Origin of the sequence: Enterobacter sp. 18A13, from assembly GCF_007035975.1 — a bacterium.
GTDB classification, from domain to species: domain Bacteria; phylum Pseudomonadota; class Gammaproteobacteria; order Enterobacterales; family Enterobacteriaceae; genus Enterobacter; species Enterobacter vonholyi.
The window spans coordinates 3,557,439-3,575,193 of the sequence record NZ_AP019634.1 but is presented as its reverse complement, the minus strand read 5'-3'; the positions used below and the strand labels follow the sequence as shown (position 1 = coordinate 3,575,193).

Sequence of the window (17,755 nt, the reverse complement as noted above, 5' to 3'; positions counted from 1 at the left end):
AAGGTAAGCAAAGAATGTCTGTGAGTAAACTCGCCAGCAGCGCGCAGGGCCTGCAATCATCTGCCATCCGTGAATTATTAAAACATAGCAAAATGGCCGGCGTCATTTCGCTCGGTGGGGGGATTCCGAATCCGGCCTTGTTCGATCACGAAGGCCTGAAAATTGCCGCTGATGCCGTGTTATCTCAGCATTTTGGCGAGGCATTCCAGTACGGCCTGACCGAAGGCGTGCCGGGACTGCGGGAAGAGATTCAGCGTATTTGCGAGGGGCGAGGCATTCGCTGTAAGGCGGATGATGTGGTCGTGACCTCTGGTTCACAGCAGTCCCTCGACGTGCTGGCGCGTGCTTTGATTAATCCGGGCGATATTGTCGTCGTCGAGCGTCCAACCTATCTTGCTGCGCTGCAGGTATTCGGCCTGGCGCAGGCGAATTTTGAATCCGTTGGCACCGACGGCGACGGCATGAAGGTTGATGAACTTGAGGCGTTGGTGGCAAAGAAAACCATCAAAGCGGTCTATATCGTTCCAACCTTTGGTAATCCTGGCGGCGTGACGCTTTCTGAGGCGCGTCGTAAACAGCTGGTGGAACTCTCGAAGCGCTATGACTTCGTGATTATTGAAGACGATCCGTACAGCGAAATTAATTACACCGACGAAGTGTTCCGCCCGTTGATTGCTCACGCCAAAGATATCGGTAATGAAGAGAACGTGGTGTATACCTCCACCTTCTCCAAAATTCTCGCTCCCGGAACCCGCGTGGGCTGGGTGCTGGTACCGGAGTGGCTGAAGCGTGCGGTGGTCAACCTTAAGCAAACCACCGATCTGCACACCAGCACGCTGTCGCAGCTGATGACGTATGAGTACCTGAAAACCGGTCGTCTGCCCGCTCAGATTAAAACGATCCGCGAAGCCTATCGCCAGAAATACCAGACGTTCGCAACCGAGCTGGAGGCCGAGCTTGGCGACGTGATGTCTTTCCACAAGCCGAAGGGCGGCATGTTCCTGTGGGCGAATATGAAAAATGGTAGTAATACCACCCGCTGGCTGGAAAAAACGTTAAGTAACGGCGTAGTATTTGTGCCGGGCGAATTTTTCTACTGCAATGATCCAGACCATTCAACGCTGCGCATGTCATTCGTCACCCCAACGGATGAAGAGCTGAAGGAAGCGGTTCAACGCCTGAAAAAATCGCTGTAAAAGACCTGCGCATAACGGTGGTTTTGCCGTTATGCGCAATACGCGTTCAGGGCGGCACGGGCCGCAATCGTCCATGGAGAACTCCATGTTTGAATTTCTGATCGGTGTTGTGACGCACACGCCCGTCTGGGTGTGGGTGCTGTTTATCTTCCTCATCTCTCGCGGCATTAAAGCCCGCAGGCCTGCCACCGTTTCGCTGGAGAGGCTTGCCATCATTCCGGCAATATTTCTAATCTGGGATATCTACGATCTGGTGGTTTACCGCACGTTAACCCCCGGGACAGTCGCATTGTGGACGGCGGGGATCCTCGCCGGGGCCGCGCTGGGGTATGTTCTGATTAAGCAGGCGGTTATCACCCGCGCAGAGGCGCCGAGAAGCATTTACCGCCAGGCGGACTACACCGCGCTGCCGTTTATGATGCTGGCGTTCGGGGTAAAGTATGTGCTGGGCGTGATGAGCGCAGTCTCTCCCCAGACGATGCAGCAGCCTGCCATGAGCGCGCTGGCGATCGTCTCCGGCGGCGTGTTTGCCGGTGTGTTTATTGGGAAATTTGCGCGTTATATTGGCGTGTATAACAGCGCCGCACCTCGCCCGGCGGAGTAAGATCTCCGCGCCTGTTCGGGTCAGGCTACATCCGGTTGGCCAGATTTTCGCTTAGCCATGACGTCCGCAACGGTCTTTATACGGCTTAGTTCCTCCTGCGTTCTGGCGTTAGATTGCGCTTCCCAGATATCGACGTTCAGCTGTAAGTTCAGCCAGAATTCAATCGTGGTATCAAAGGCTTTTGCCAGCTTGATCGCCATATCGGCAGTAAGCTTGCGATTGTTATTGACCAGCGCGCTGATGGTGTTGCGGTGAACATTGAGCATCTCCGCCAGATCGCTGATTTTCAGATTGAGCGGTTCAAGATACTCATACTGCAACACGTCGCCCGGCGTGGTGGGTTTGCGGAGTGCCTGTTGAAGTGTCATAGATGATGCCTCACTTGTGTTGCGTGTACTTGTGTGGAGAGAGGTACAGATCTTCTGCTTTGCCCTCTGTCCAGCGAAATACGAGCCTGTATTGCCTGTTTACCCGGATGGAGGAATAGCCCTTCAGCGGAGGATTCAATGCTTCATACATATTACCCGGTGGCGATCGCAAATCCCTGTGCGAGGTTGCTGCCCTGATGATATCGAGCTTTCTCGCAAGCGCTGTTTCCAGATTTGAAGGGATAACATTGCTCGATCTGCCGTAAAGAAAAAAATCCTCAAGCCAATGATCCCGAAAATAACTAATCATAATGCTGGCGAGCTCCAGTCCGTGAAGCTGACTGAATAGTAATGCACTCCTGCACTGTGCGCAAGTGCGTTTCGTCTGCGGTTAATATTACCTGGGCGATGGCTGAAGGGAAGTGGGATGCATGACTAAAGATTAATCCTCCGAGGCAGGTTCCAGTTCTGGCGTGCGGTTTAATGCCCGGCGGCGCTGCGCTTGCAAGGGCCTGGGGGGATGTAGGCCGGGTAATGCGCAGCCGCCACCCGGCGATTGGCTATCGCTCCCTTAGCGCCTCTTTCGCCCGGTTGAACGGTTTAATCAGATAATCCAGCACCGTTTTCTCTCCGGTCTTAATGTCCACCGTCGCAATCATCCCCGGTACAATCGAGAAGTGCCTGCCCGCCTTATTGACCAGGTAATCCTGACTGGTGCGGATAAACACCCTGTAATAGAACACCTCCGGCTTGGCCTCATCCTGAATGGTATCCGGGGAAATCGTCTCAACGACCCCGTGCAGGCCGCCGTAAATGGCGTAATCGTAGGCGGTGATTTTGACCAGCGCCTCCTGGTTCGGGTGGATAAAGGCGATATCGCGCGGCGACAGGCGAGTTTCGATCAGCAGGTGATCGTCCACCGGCACAATCTCCATCAGCTCGCCGTTGGGCGGGATCACCCCGCCGATGGTGGTCACCTTGATATTTTTCACGATCCCGCGCACCGGGGATTTTACCGTCAGACGGGTGACGGAATCCTGGCGGCCCTTGAGGATGGCTGAAACCATATCCACCTCAGCGTTGGCTTTGGATAACGCCTCGCGCGCCTGGACGTAATACTGCGAGCGCACGTCGGTGAGCTTCAGCTCCAGATCGCTTTTCTGCCGCTGCAGGCGCAGCACCTCCACGTGGCTGGCGGCCCCGGTTTTCACCAGCCGCTGGGTAATGGCCAGCTCTTTATTGGCGAGATCTAACGCGGCGCGAAGCTCCCGCTGGGTATCCTCCAGCTGCGCGCGGCGCGAGTTGTAAAGCCGGGTTTCGTCGGCAATCAGATCCGGCCATTTCGCCAGCGAAGGCGGGAATTTCAGCGGCAGATCGTTTACCTCGGCGTACAGGCGGGCGCTGGAGGCCAGTGAGGCCCGGTAGCGCGCCGCGCTTTCGCCGACGTTCGACTCAGAACGCGTCGGGTCAAGCCGCGCCAGCACCTGTCCGGCCTGCACCTGATCGCCTTCGTGGACGTTCAGCTCGGTGAGGATCCCGCCGTCGAGAGACTGTAAGACCTGCTCGCGCGAGCTGGGGATCACTTTACCCGAACCGGTTGACACCTCATCCAGCACGCCAAACCATGCCCAGACGCCCAGCACTACAAACATCAGCAGCGAGAAGATCACGATCCGGCGCGCGCCGGTGTAGCCGCTTTCGGAGTCGAGGGCGTTATCCAGATCGTCCATTGCCGCCACGTCACGCTGACTGATTTTCATTTTTCCACTCCCGTCCGGTTGCTGCCTGCTGCTGTTGCTGCTGCATACGGCTGTTGCTCAACGCCTGGGCTTTTGGCGCGTCCATCACCAGCATGCCTTCTTTTAACACCACGACGCGCTCCACCAGTTCCAGAACCGGTACGCGGTGCGTGGCGACGATCAGGGTGCGATGCCCGAGCCAGTCGCCCAGGCGCTGGATGAATTCCCGCTCGGTGTGCTCATCCAGCGACGCGGTGGGTTCATCCATCAGCACAATATTCGGATCGCGCAGGAGCATTCGCGCCAGCAGAATCGACTGGCGCTGCCCGCCGGAGAGCCCTACGCCGTTTTCCATGATCGGATAGTCCAGCCCCTTGGGCAGCTTCTGGACGAAGCCCGCCGCGCCGGTCAGCTCCAGCGCCTCGAAAATTTCTTCGTCGGTGGCGCGCGGCATGCCGAGGGTGATGTTTTCGCGCAGGGTGCCGTAAAACAGCCGCGCGTTCTGAGTCATAAAGCCGACGTTGCGCCGCACGTCCGCCACGTCGAGATGCGGCAGGCTGAAGCCGTCGAGCCGCAGTTCGCCCGCCGCCAGGTCCATCCCGCCCGCCATCGCCTGCAGCAGGGTTGATTTGCCCGCGCCGTTGCGCCCGAGGATCGCCACTTTTTCTCCCGGCCTTATCTCCAGGCGATTAATGCGCAGCGCCATGCGCGGATCGTCCGGCTGATAGCGGAACTGCGCCTGCTCGAAAAGATAGTGTCCGCGCAGGACGTCCTGGCGGATCGGCGTCTCCTCGCGCTGGTTTTCGGTGGGAAGCTGCATGATGCTGTCCAGTCCCTCTTTTGCGGCTTTGACCTGCTGCCAGCGCGCCAGCACGCCGCACAGCGTCGCCATTGGGGCGATCATGCGGGAAGCCAGCATCGACGCGGCGACCACCGAGCCGGTGGTCAGGGTACCGTCGATCACCATCGGCGCGCCGACAACAATCACCCCGGCGTAGACCAGGCTCTGAATGGTCATCCCCCAGCTGATCAGGTTCTGCGTCAGCTCGCGGGTGCGCAGGCCGGATTCTGCGGTGATCTGGATATAGCTGTTCCACTGCTGCAAAAAGCGGTTTTCCGCCTGCATCAGCTTGATGTCCTCCAGGCCCTGCACGCTCTCCACCAGCACCGCGTTGCGCAGGGTTGATTCATGCGCCGACTGCTTTGCCAGCTCCGCCAGCTTCTTCTGCAGCAGCAGGCCGGGCAGGACCATGATCACCGCCGCGACCGGGGCGATCCACGCCAGCTGCGGGGCGATGATCGCCAGCACCACCACGAACAGTAAAAAGAAGGGCAGATCGACAATTGTCGAGATGGTGGACGAGGTCACCATCTCACGGATCTGCTCCAGCTCGCGCAGCTGTGAGATAAAGCTGCCGGTGGAGCGGGGGATCGCGCTGTTGCGCAGCCGCAGAGCGTGGCCGAATACGCGATCCGAAACGCGCATATCCGAGCGCTTGCCCAGCAGATCCATAATGTGCCCGCGCGCCACGCGCAGCACAAAACCAAACAGGGTGGCAATCAGCACCCCGATGGTCAGGACGTACAGCGTCGGGTAGGACTGGGCGGGGATCACCCGGTCATAGACCTGCATGGAAAAGACGATCCCGGAGAGCGACAGAACGTTGATAAACAGCGCGGCGAGCATCACCCAGCTGTAGGGGCGGAGATCGCGCATCACCAGCCGGTAGAGCCAGTCCGGACGATATTTGGAGATATAGGCATCCACGCGGCTGTCCTTCAGCGCGGCGAGTGGACGCAGGGCAATAACGTGGCGTATAGCGGGCAGCATCGCCGTCATCGACAGCCGATTGGTGTAGGTCTCGTCGTCGAAAAAGCTGACTTCCAGCGTATCGTCCCCGTCGAAATGCTCGATCACGCCGATCCTGTCGTCATTCATCGCTACGACAACCGGCAGACGCCAGCTGTTGATCGCCTGTCGATCGTCGGTAAGGAGCTGAAACGACAGCCCTGCTTCGCGGGCCAGCTGGGTGAGGGCGGGCACCATCGGTTTGCCTTTCAGCCAGGGTGCGCCTGCAATCAGCGCGCCGGGCGAGCAGGCGACGCGATAGCGCGTGGCAACAAAACCAAAGGCCTGTGCCCACTGCGCCAGCGCCTCATCCGTCATGTTTTCACCTTGCGGGATATCACGCTGCTTCATGGCTGGATCTCCACGGTCTGGATGGTGCGGTTATCAAGATCGAACGCGTGACGCAGCTGTCCGGTGTTATACAGGCAGTTGAGCTGCAGCTGATGCAGCTGACCGAGGGTCTGCTGCTGGGTGAAGCGCGCCTGATAAACCTCCTGTTCGGCGTTGAGCACGTCGAGCAGCGGGCGCGAGCCGAGGTCAAGATACTGCTGCTGGTACAGTTCGCGGGTGCGGGCGCTGAGCGCCTCCTGACGGCCCTGAATTTGCAGCGTGCTTTGCAGGCTCATCACCTGGCTGCGGGCTTCCAGCAGTTTCTGGCGGACATCAAGACGCGTGCGCTGAATGGTGGACTGCGCCGCCTCCACCGCATGTCCGGCAGCGTTACGCCGTGCGGTGAGGCCGCCGCCCTGATAAAGCGGCATCTGAACTTTCACCCATGCGGAATACTGGGTGCGATCCCGCGTGTCGCTGCCCGCGTAGCGATCGTTCATGTAGTGGCGCACCTCCGGCTCCAGCGAGACGGTTGGCGTCATCTGCGCGTCGGCATAGTCCAGGTTAGCCTGGGCGACGTTAGCCTGCGCCCAGGCGGCGAGAACGGCGGGAACCAGACGGTCGTCCGGCTCGGCGATGTCGCAGCTCCGGCCCAGCTTTTGCGGAAAGTCATTGCTTATCGCGTTCAGGCTGTTCCAGCCGAGAAAGCTCATCAGCGTGGCGCGGGCGCTGTCCAGGCTGGCCTGGTACTGCATCAGCTGGGCTCGCGCGCCTTCGATTCGGGCATCGGTCTGCACCACGTCAGAGAGCGATGTGGCCCCTTCGTCGTTACGCTGGCGGGTCAGCGTGCCGATAGAGGAGAGGGCGTCGAGCTGCTCTTTAGCGGTCTCAACCATTTGCTGCCAGGTTTGAACCTGCACCATGGCGACGGCGGTATCGTGGGCGATAGTGTCGATACTCACCAGCACGTTGGCCTGCTGCTGGGCAACGCCGGCGCTCTCGGCGCGTACCTGGCTTGCCACTTTGCCAAAGTCGTAGAGCATCTGTGAGAGAGAAAGCACCAGCGACGGCGTAAAGCCGTTCTGGTCGCCGTCGTGAGAATAACCGTTGTCCACGCCGGCATTAATCTGCGGATAGTATTTTGACTTAGCGACGTCTACCTCTTCGCTCTGCTGGTAGAGTTTTCCCACGGCTTCGCTGATGGCCGGGTGCCAGGTGACGGCGCGGTTAACGGCATCGCCAAGCTGCAATGAACCGGGGGCGGCTTTGCCAGCCGCAGGTGCGACGCGGCCGTTGAGCGAGGGGAGTTCCTGCGTTTCGCGAAGCTGTCCGGTATTGATGGTGGCCGCCGGATTTGCGCAGAAAGCGGGCACAGATATCAGGCAGCACGAGAGCCACCAGTAAGGCATCTTCATTCCCATGTCATGTCCCTATAAAAAAATACGGCTTTATTATTTATGCCCGGGCGCTGCGCGCCCGGGTCATCTCTTGCAGGTTGTATCAGGTAATGATGTGTTGCTGGTTAACAAGCTCGTCGTAGGTGGTCTGAACGCCATCAAGCGTAACGAGCGTGGTATTAGTGTAGGTGCCCCCTGCACCATCACGGTCGATGGAGATCACGGTATTGCCATTACTATTAGTGACATGGAGATAATTCCCGAGCGTCGCGGCGCTACCGTTCCAGCCCACCAGCAGATCGCCGATGTCGATCTTGTCGCCCTGTGCCAGCGAGAAGCCGGTCCAGTGATCGCCCGCGGCACTGCTGGTGTTACCTCCCGTACCGTTGCCCACCGTGCTGTTCAGCACCTGGTAAATCAGCGTATCGCCGTAGGCCGTACCGGTGATGGCGTCGTTATGCTCAGAGCTGATGAACTGCGGCGCCATATTGATGGTCAGCGTGGCGCTGTCCGTTCTTCCTGCAGAGTCGGTCAGGGTGTAGTTGAAGGTCTCCTTCGAGGTCATGGTTGAGAGCGATACCCCGCTGTTGAGGGTATAGGTGTAATGGCCGTCAGCGCCGATCGCCAGCGTGCCATAGTGGCCGACAATATTCACCGTTGCGCTGCCGGTATACGGATCCAGCGTGGTGGTCACGCCGTTGTAGCCGGTCACGCTCAGACGGGTATCCACCGAGTGGAGCTGATCCAGCACGCCGCCGGAGTCGGTGCCGTCAAAGATATTGCCGTTGACGGTGTGGCTGCCGGTGACGTCGAAATTACTCAGCGAGTAGGTGGTGCCGTTCACGCTTGGGGTAATGGTGATGTTTCCGACGCTCAGCCCCGGGACGCTACCGGTAAAGTTCAGCGTATAGGTCCCGGCGTTGAGATCCAGCCCGGTCAGCGCGACGTCGATACTGCCGCCCAGCAGCGAGGCCCCGCTGAAGGAGCCGCTGCGGATCACGCCCGAGCCGTCGCTGATGGACCAGTTCACCGTCAACCCGGTCAGCGACAGCAGCGATGCCACGCTAAAGTGCAGCGACGCGTTGTGCAGCGCGGTGTTCGCGTCGACCACGAAGGTTCCGCTGCCGCTGCCCTGGGTTGACGAGAGCAGGGCCGTCGTCCAGCTGGCGGTGCCCACGGTCGTATCCGAGTAGACCGACGTGTGATGTACCGAGGTAAGGTCCATCGTGGCGCTGACATCGTTCACCGCATTCATCGCCTGCGCGGTTGGGGTGATGTTGAGCGATGCCGTATCCTTCGAGCCGTCAGGCGCGGTAACGGTGTAGACGAAGGTATCCGGCGTGCTGATATGGTCCGCCCCCACGCCGCTTCTCAGGGTATAGGTGTACTGACCGGACGAATTGATGGTCAGCGTGCCGTATTCTCCCTGAATGGTGGTGGTTCCACTGCTGTTGACCGCCACGCCGTTCACTTCGGTAACCAGCGTGCCCGCTGGAACCGGATCATTCGCCAGCACGTCGCCCGTGGTGGTTTCGCTGATGCTCGCCACGCTGTAGACATGGTCCTGCAGGACGTTAAGCGTGTAGGCCGTCAGTACGGCGATCCCGGATGCGGTATTCAGCAGGAACAGATACTCCCCGGCAGGCAGGTTCAGCGTCAGCTGCGGTGACGTACCCCCCAGCAGCGGGGCGCGCAGCCAGCCCGACTCGACGCGAACCTGCTCGAAGGTCTGGGTCGCATTGTTGAACTTATAGACGTACAGGTCGAACACCGACGCCAGCGCCACGCCGCCCACGGAGGCCTGGATGGTCATGGTGCGGGTCGTCCCTTCCTCCACGTTGTAGATGATCGGGTTGGTCATGTCGTCCAGCAGGTTAAGCCCCAGCGTGCTGCCGAGATTAATGCCCACCAGGGTAATACCGTTCTGAGACGAGGCGCCGTTATTCACCTCACTCACGGTGGTGTCAAAGGTCAGCGAGGCCGTGTCGTCCACTGCCACAATGCCGTTGATTACCGTACCGGCACCCAGAGACAGCACCAGGTTCGCCGACGCGCTGACGCCGTTATGGGTGATGGTGTAGGTGAAGCTCTCCGTCCGGCCAACGACCGCAGCGCTGGTGTCGGTCAGGTTATAGGTATAGCTGCCGTCTCGGTTGATGGTCAGCGTACCGTATTTGCCCTGGATCACCGTGCCGTCGGCGTTCACGCTGGTGGTAACGCCCTGCGCGTTAGTCACCGTGGAGATAGTGGTTCCGGCCGGCGCGTTGTCGCTGCCGGCGGTCGGATCCGTATCGAGGATCACGTTGCCGTTGAGACTGGTATCGCCGGTAACCGTACCCGGACCGGTCTCTTTCACCGCCACGTCGAGGCTGGTGTAGGAGCCGGTTGCCAGCAGGTTGGTGTTATAGCTAAGCACGCGGTAGTTACCGTCGGCCAGCCCGGTCAGGTTCAGCGAGACGCCGGTAGCGCCGAGGGTCAGGAGATCGGCAAACTGCGGCTGGCCGGTATCCACCACGGTAGTCCAGACGCCGTTGACGTAGTGCTGAACTACCAGCTCAAGAGTGTTGAGCAGAGAGAGCACCGCCCCCGTAGCGTTAGCATTCACCACGATATCCGCGCTGCCGCCGTTGCTCACCGTGAAGTTCACCTGCGCGGTGTCATTGCCCAGCAGCGTCAGGACGTTGCCCACGGCGCCGACCAGCAGGAAGCCGTAGTCGCTGTACTGGCTATTGGTCACGGTCGCCGTGGTGCTGAGGTTCAGCTCTTCAACGTTATTGCTGGCGGAGAGCGGCAACACCGGCGCAAGGACGGAGCCCGGCAGGGAGGTGTTGCCCGCGGCGTCGGTAGCGGTGATCTGCAGCGTCTGGCCTTCGATCTGTTTGTTAATGAAGGTGTAGCTGTAGGTGCCGTTGCTGCCCGCAATGGCGGTCACCGTCGAGCCGTCCGCAAGGCGGATTGTGACGGTACTGCCCGCCTCCGCGCTCCCGGTCAGGACGCTACCGTCGGCGTTGAGGGTCCCGGTCGGCGCCGTTGGGGCGGTCGTATCGACGATAATCGTCGTCACGCCTGACGCCGCGCTGGTGTTGCCAGCCGCATCGGTGGCCGTGGCGGTGAAGTTATGCGTGCCCTGCGTCAGCGTGGTGGTTTGCGGCAGGGTCCAGTTGCCGTTGCCATCGGCGGTCACCGTGCCGACCAGCGTAATACCATCGTAGATCCTGACCGTGGCATTCGCTTCGGCTGTCCCGTTTAGCGTTGGGCGCGTATCGTTGGTCGGATTCGTACCGGTCACCGGACCGATAACGCTGCCGACATCATCAATCACCGAACTGATGACCGGCGCTCCCGGCGCGAGGGTATCGACGTTAATCACATACCCGGCGGTAGGTGCGCTGGCGTTGCCCACCGCATCGGTGGCGGTAAAGGTCAAATTGTGCGGACCGTTGCCCAGCGCCGGAGATGGCGTAAAGCTCCACGCCCCACCGGTCGCCGTCACGCTGCCGATTTGTACGCCGTTATCAAATATTTTCACCGTCGACCCGGCTTCCGCCGTGCCGCTGAGGGTTGGTTGCGCGTCGTTGGTGAACCCGCCGTTTGCAACCGGCGTCGCCGCATTGCCCACGTCATCCAGAATGCTGGTCAGCACCGGCAGCGCAGGCGGCGTGGTGTCAACGGTGAGGCTGAAGCTGGTGGACGACAGGCTGGTATTGCCCGCCGCATCCGTCGCCTGCGCGGTGAAGCTGTGCGCGCCCGCGGTCAGCGTGGTGTTGAGCAAGATACTCCAGCTCCCGTTGCTATCCGCAGTGCCTGTTCCGACAAGCGTAGTTCCCTCATAGATTTTCACGGTGGCAAACGGTTCGCTGGTCCCGACAAGGCGCGGAACGGTATCGTCGGTTGTTTGCCCGGACGTTAGCGGGCCGGTGATGCTGCCCACGTCGTCTATCGCCTGGCTGATAACCGGCGCGTTTGGTGCCGCGGTATCAACAATCAGGGTAAAGCCCGGCGAGGTCGGGCTGACGTTGCCCGCTGCATCGGTGACCGTGGCGGTCCAGGTATGGCTGCCGTTGCCAAGCGGTGCTGATGGCGTAAAGCTCCATGCTCCTGTACCGTCCGCCTGAACGGTGCCGACCGGCTGCCCGTTCTCATAAACGGTGACCGTGGCGTTGGCGGTCGCGGTGCCGTTCAGCGTCGGCGTGGTGTCGTCGGTGCTCTGCCCCGAAGAGAGCGGGGTTTGAATGCTGCCCACGTTGTCACCCGCGGTCGAAATGATCGGCGCCGACGGCACGCCCGTATCCACCGTCAGGGTAAACGGCGTCGTCGTGCCGCCGGTATTGCCTGCCGCATCGGTGGCGTTGAAGGTGATGGCGTGTGGCCCTTCGCCCAGATCGGTACCCGGGGTAAAGGTCCAGCTGCCCTGGGCATTGACCACCGCAGTGCCAATTTCGTTGCCATCAACGATCACGTGCACGGTAGAACCCACTTCGCCCGTGCCGTTGAAGGTTGGACGCGCGTCGTTGGTGCTGTTACCCGACGTGAGCGTCCCGGTGACCGGACCGACATCGTCAATCACGCTGGTCACCACCGGTACGCCGGGGGCTGCGGTATCAATGGTAAAAGCGAAGACCGATGAGTTCGCCGAGGCGTTGCCTGCGGTATCCGTTGCATACGCGCGCAGGGAGTAGCTGCCGTCGCTCAGCGGCGCGGTCGGCGTAAAGGACCAGTTCCCGCTTCCGTCAACGGTCGTTGTACCAATCTGCGTGCCGTTATTCATGATGTGGATAGTGCTGCCCGCCAGCCCGGTGCCGCTGATGGTTGGGGTGCTGTCGTTGGTTACCTGGCCGCTGGTGAGGTTACCCTGGACGCCGCCAGGGACGTCGTCGTTTACATTATCCAGCGTCGGAACCGTCGGAGCGGTCAGGTCAACCACCACGCTCCAGGGAGCAGAGACCGCGCTGACGTTGCCCAGCGGGTCGGTCGCCCGGACGGTGAAGCTGTGCGAGCCTTCGCCGAGCGCGGTGTCAGGGGTAAACGTCCATGCGCCGGTGCCGTCAGCCGTTACCACGGCAATCTGGGTGCCGCCGTCGAAAATGGTCACCACGCTGTTTGCGTCCGCTGTCCCCGAAAGGGTTGGCATGGCGTCGTTCGTTTCGCTGCCGCTGACCACCGTGGTGGCGGCGTTGCCGACATTATCCGTGACGTTGGTGATGACCGGCGTGGCGGAAACGGAGTCCACCACGACGGTGAAGCCCGCCGAAGGGCCGCTCTGATTCCCCGCAGGATCGGTCGCGCGGATGGTCAGGACATGGTTGCCCTCTGCCAGGGTGGGCGTGGTGTAGCTCCAGGTGCCGGTGCTGCCTACCAGCACGCTGCCCAGCAGCGTCCCGTTGTTGTAGATGGAGATGGTATCGCCCACCGCGCCGGTGCCGGTGAGGGTCGGCTGGTTGTCGTTGGTGGTCTGGCCGCTGGTCAGCGGGCCGGTGCCCGGACCGACGTCGTCAATCACCGCGCCGATAGTTGGCGTGCCCGGGGCGGTGAGGTCGACGGTGACGCTGGCCGCCGGAGAGCGGCCGCTGGTCTGGCCGTTGAGGGTCGCAGTCACTTCAAAGGTGTGCAGCCCCTCGCCAAGCGCCGCCGGCGTATAGCTCCAGTTGCCGCTGCCGTCGGCGGTCACCGTCGTCAATGGCGTCGCGCTACCGTCCAGATAGATGGTAATCAGGCTGCCCGCTTCGGCCGTGCCGGTAAGCGTTGGCGTGGTGTCGTTGGTCGTTTTGCCTTTCACATCGCCAGTTACCGGATCCGCGTCATCGACGATCGCCGTGATGACGGGCACCTGCGGCAGCTCAAGCGACGAGTCGTTGACGACAAAAGGCACGCCCGCGCTGGCATTCCCTGCGGCGTCCGTAGCGTTCACGGTCAGCGTGGTCGGATCCAGCTGCGCCGGACTCAGCGCAATCGAGAAGCTACCGTCGCTACCGACAACGCCGGTACCAATGACCGTGCCACCGCTATCTTTCACGGTAATAGTACTTCCTATTTCACCTGTACCGGTCAGCGGCGTTCCTTCCTGAGCCAGAGCCATGTTGACCGGGTCGGCAGGTGCGGCAGTATCCACCGTCACGCTCAGCGGTACTGAATCACCGGAGGAATTACCTGCTGGATCGCTGGAAGAGACGGTGAACGTATGAGGACCATCCGGCAACGTCGTGTCGGCGGTCCAGCTCCAGGTGCCGCCCGGCTGGACCGTCACAAGCACTGTAGACGGTGTGCCGTCTACGGAAACGATAACGGTGGTGCCGGGTTCACCGGTCCCGGTAAGAGTTGGCGTGCCGTCCTTCGTGTAGAGCACGTTACTGGACAGCTGGCTGTCGGCTACCGCACTAATGACGGGGATCTCAGGCGCAACGGTATCGAGCGTGACGGTAAAGACTGAACTCGGCGCGCTGAGGTTACCCGCTGCGTCCACTCCCGCTACGGTAATGTTGAGCGGGCCGTCCGTTTGCGTGGGGAGCGTCAGGCTCCATTCTCCATTAGCCACCACGACACGACCCAGCTCGACGCCGTTGTTGTAGACGATCACCGTCTCACCGTTAACGCCGGTTCCTCCCACTGTCGGTGTGGTATCTGTGATAAAGCCACCATCAGGCGCGCCGCCCACTGCACTAATCACCGGTGTATCCGGCGCCAGGGTATCCACGATGATCGTAATCGCTGACGACGGGTCAGAGATATTGCCCGCTTCATCGGTGGCGGTGGCGGTAAAGGCGTGGCTGCCCTCGGCAATGTCGCTGCCAGGACGCCAGCTCCAGTTGCCGCTGCTGTCTACCGTGACGGTGCCCACGACGGTCGATATGCCGTTGACGGTGTCAGTGATGTTGATGACATCGTTCGGCGTCCCGGTGCCGCTCAGGACCGGGCGCGGATCGTTGGTGGTTCCGCCTTCGGGTACGGGGCCGGTGATCTGGGTGACGCTGTCGGTGACGGTCGGTGCCGCAGGCGTAGCCGGCGCCTCGGTATCAATGGTGATGGTAACCGGCTGAGACGGGGCGCTTTCGTTGCCCGTGCCGTCCACGTTGGTGACGGTCAGGGTGATGTCATAGGTACCGCCGGGCAGCGGGGTTGATGGTGTCCACGACCAGCTGCCGGTATTGTCCACGACAGCATCGCCGATTTTGACGCCGTTGTTGTAGATCGTCACGGTATCGCCGGCCGTGCCGGTACCGCTCAGGGTTGGCGTGGTGTCGCGGGTGGTTTCGCCAGGGTTCAGCGTTGTTTCTGTTCCGTCAGGATTGACGGTGATGGCCGGCACGTCCGGCGTGACAGGCGCGACGGTATCTACCGTCAACACAAACGGGCTGGAGATGGTGGTATTGCCCGCGGCATCGGTGGCGTGAACCGTCAGCGAATGCGGGCCGTCGGTGAGCGGGGTAACGGGCGTAAAGCTCCAGCCGCCGTTGCCGTCGAGGGTGGCGGTGCCGAGCAGGGTGGTGCCGTCATAAATGGTGATCGTCGCATCGGCCGGAGCGGTGCCCTGCAGCTGCGGTTTGGTGTCATCCGTGGTATCGCCGCTGCTGAGCGGACCCTGAACGCCGCCGACGTCATCGGTCACGGTGCCGATGGTTGCCGCCACTAGTGGCGTGGTATCGACGGTCAGGGTGAAGCCGCCTGACGGCTGGCTGGTGTTACCCGCCGTATCGGTGGCGACAACGGTAAAGGTATGAGGCCCGCTGACAAGAGGCGTCGTGAGGGTATAGGTCCACGCGCCATTGTTGTCGACCGGAACCGTGACAAGATCGGTGCCATCGAGGCGGATGGTGACGGTTGAGCCGGGTTCAGCCGTGCCGTTGAGCGTCGGCGTGGTGTCGTTAGTGCTGTCGTTAGGGTTGAGCGCGCCGAGGCGTTCCGGCACATCATCCACCACCTGGGTGATGATTGGGGCAGCAGGCGCCACGCTGTCAACCGTCAGAGTCCAGGTGTTGGAGACGCCGCTAGTGTTGCCTGCCGCATCGGTCGAGACGGCGGTAAGATCATGGGGGCCTTCACCGATCGGGGTGGAAGGGGTAAAGATCCATACGCCAAGGCCATTGGCGACGGTCGTACCAACAGCAACACCGTCCACGCGCACGGTGACAGTCGCGTTTGCTTCGGCGGTACCGCTGAGCGTCGGGGTGGTGTCGTTGGTGGTCCCATTCAGGTCGATCGCGCCGGTGCGCCCGGGGACATCGTCCACGACTTGTGAAATCACCGGGGCGCCAGGTGCCGTCCCGTCGACGTCAATTGTCCAGGAGTCTGATAACCCGCTCGGGTTACCGGCGGGGTCCGTCGCCTTCGCCGTCAGCACGTACGTGCCATCGGTTAGCGGTGCGGGCGGCGTAAAGCTCCACAGGCCGGAAGAGGGAACAACCACCGTACCGAGGACATCGCTGCCGTTATAAATCGTGATGGTCGAGCCCGCTTCGCCCGTCCCGTTCACGGTCGGCGCCCGGTCGTTGGTGATCCCGTTCGGGCCCACGGGGCCGGTGGAGGTCTGTACGTCATCAATCACCGACACGATAACTGGCGTCTGCGGTGGAGTAATATCCGGTGCCACCGCGGAGGTGGTAGGACTCGTGTTGCCTGCTGTGTCGGTGGCGTCAGCGGTCAGGATTTCGCCGTTGAGCTTCGGCGGGGTCAGCGTCAGGCTGAAGTTACCCTGACTATCGGCAACAACTGGAGTGCCAACGAGTGCGCCGCCTTCACGGATGGTCACCGTGCTGCCCGGCTCTGCGGTACCGCTGATGGTGCCGCCATCATTTGAAACCACGAGGTTTCCAGGGGCTAACGGCGGCGTGGTGTCCACGGTGAAGATGACAGGCTCTGAGGTCGCGCTCAGGTTTCCGGCGGCATCGGTTTCAGTGACGGTTATGGAGTGCGTCCCGTCCGGAAGCGGACCGTTCGGCGTTACGCTCCAGGTGCCGTTGGGCAGTACCGTCGTTGTGCCAACCACCACGCCGTTATCGTAAATAGTGATGGTTCCGCCGGGCTCGCCCGTTCCCGCCAGGATCGGCAGTGAAGCATCGGTAGGCGCGCCCGACGTGATGGTTCCCTTGATAACGCCCGTATCGTCGGTCAGCACAATCGCGGTCGGGGCGTCCGGCGGAGTAAGATCCACCGTCAGGGTAAACACCGGCGAGGCAGGCCCGGTGTTGCCCGCGGCGTCGGTTGCCCGCACGGTAATCTGGTGAGTGCTTTCGCTTAGATCAACTGAAGGGGTAAAGGTCCAGGTGCCGTTGCTGGCGACGACCGCCGTACCAATGGCGATCCCGCCGTCATAAATCGTCACGGTCGAGCCCGCTTCACCGGTGCCGGTAAGCTGCGGACGCTGATCGTTGGTGCTGCCACCGTTGCTGACTGTCCCCGTCTGTGGAGCCGTATCGTCAGTTACGCTGGTGATGGCTGGCGCATCGGGCGCAATGGTGTCCGGGGCGGTAAGATTCGTGCCCGGGCTGGTATTCCCGGCGTTATCCGTCGCGGTGGCGGTCACCTGCTCGCCGTTGGTCAACGGCGTGTCGAGAGAGACGGTAAAATTGCCATCGCTGCCCGTTTTTCCTGTGCCAATGACGTTACCGTTCGCGTCTTTCAGCGTGATGGTGCTGCCGGGTTCTGCGGTACCGGTGACCGTTTTGCCATCTGAAGAAAACTTAAGGCCGGAAGGCGCGTTCGGCGCTGTCGTATCCGGATCGGCCGAATTGTTACTGCTGCCATTATCACCACCACCGCCGCCGGTGCTTGCCGCCGCCGCAATGCCGCCCGCAGCGGCAATCCCGCCCAGGGCCCATGGCCAGATGGCGGCGCCACCGGCGTCGCTCCCTGAGGCCGCAAGCAGCACGTCCGTGGACGCGATGGATTCGTACGTGGCGGCTCCGGTTGGATCTTCAATCCACCATAAAGCGCCCTGGCTGTCCTGCAGCACCAGCTGGCTCACGCCCTGCGCGTCCGCGACGTAGAAATTTTTAAGGGTGATCACCTCGCCGGAGTGGAGCGTAACCAGCAGATCGTTACCATTTCGCGCGAAGTGGGAGACGCTCGCTCGCTCGACATGGAGCTCAACGACAGAGGAATGGCTCAGCGTAACCTGGGTACCTTCCGTGGTCGTTTCCACGCCAGTAAGTTTTGAAATAACAGAGATTTGGCTCATTTAGGTATTACTCCAGCAGATGTGTCATGAACGGCGAGCAAGACGAGCCATCTCTGCAGAAGGTAAAGGGCGCCCCCGGCGCAGTCGCTGTTATAACGCAG

8 protein-coding genes are annotated in these 17,755 nt (G+C 61.2%); 2 read left to right on the top strand and 6 right to left on the bottom strand.

The window, feature by feature from the left end:
* The first annotated feature begins 14 nt into the window (after positions 1 to 14).
* Both FOY93_RS17165 and FOY93_RS17160 read left to right on the top strand, forming a co-directional pair.
* Entirely contained in the window at positions 15 to 1,196 is a 1,182-nt protein-coding gene (locus FOY93_RS17165) for an aminotransferase-like domain-containing protein (RefSeq protein ID WP_143345429.1), read from the top strand.
* An 85-nt stretch (positions 1,197 to 1,281) separates the two neighbouring features.
* Entirely contained in the window at positions 1,282 to 1,800 is a 519-nt protein-coding gene (locus FOY93_RS17160) for a DUF6622 family protein (RefSeq protein WP_115876108.1), read from the top strand.
* 20 nt (positions 1,801 to 1,820) lie between these two features.
* On the opposite strand, the gene FOY93_RS17155 is transcribed toward FOY93_RS17160, so the two are convergent.
* The 6 genes from FOY93_RS17155 to FOY93_RS17130 all read right to left on the bottom strand — a co-directional run bounded on the left by FOY93_RS17155 (position 1,821) and on the right by FOY93_RS17130 (position 17,654).
* Positions 1,821 to 2,168 (bottom strand): HigA family addiction module antitoxin, encoded by a 348-nt coding sequence (locus FOY93_RS17155; RefSeq protein ID WP_063408808.1) that lies wholly within the window; start codon positions 2,166 to 2,168, stop codon positions 1,821 to 1,823.
* Between the two features lie 10 nt (positions 2,169 to 2,178).
* Positions 2,179 to 2,478: a type II toxin-antitoxin system RelE/ParE family toxin gene (locus tag FOY93_RS17150; protein ID WP_136195161.1), complete on the bottom strand. Its 300-nt coding sequence runs from the start codon at positions 2,476 to 2,478 to the stop codon at positions 2,179 to 2,181.
* A 250-nt stretch (positions 2,479 to 2,728) separates the two neighbouring features.
* Positions 2,729 to 3,898, bottom strand: coding sequence for a beta-barrel domain-containing protein (locus FOY93_RS17145; protein ID WP_086374946.1), 1,170 nt, complete (start codon positions 3,896 to 3,898; stop codon positions 2,729 to 2,731).
* A gap of 10 nt (positions 3,899 to 3,908) precedes the next feature.
* Positions 3,909 to 6,107: a type I secretion system permease/ATPase gene (locus FOY93_RS17140; protein WP_133295003.1), complete on the bottom strand. Its 2,199-nt coding sequence runs from the start codon at positions 6,105 to 6,107 to the stop codon at positions 3,909 to 3,911.
* Complete coding sequence (locus tag FOY93_RS17135) at positions 6,104 to 7,507, bottom strand: TolC family outer membrane protein (protein WP_111965879.1); 1,404 nt, start codon at positions 7,505 to 7,507, stop codon at positions 6,104 to 6,106. The genes FOY93_RS17140 and FOY93_RS17135 overlap by 4 nt, the downstream gene beginning before the upstream one ends.
* A 79-nt stretch (positions 7,508 to 7,586) precedes the next feature.
* Positions 7,587 to 17,654 carry a BapA/Bap/LapF family large adhesin gene (locus FOY93_RS17130; protein ID WP_143345428.1) on the bottom strand — a complete coding sequence of 3,356 codons (10,068 nt, stop codon included), beginning with the start codon at positions 17,652 to 17,654 and terminating at the stop codon, positions 7,587 to 7,589.
* Between the last annotated feature and the right edge of the window lie 101 nt (positions 17,655 to 17,755).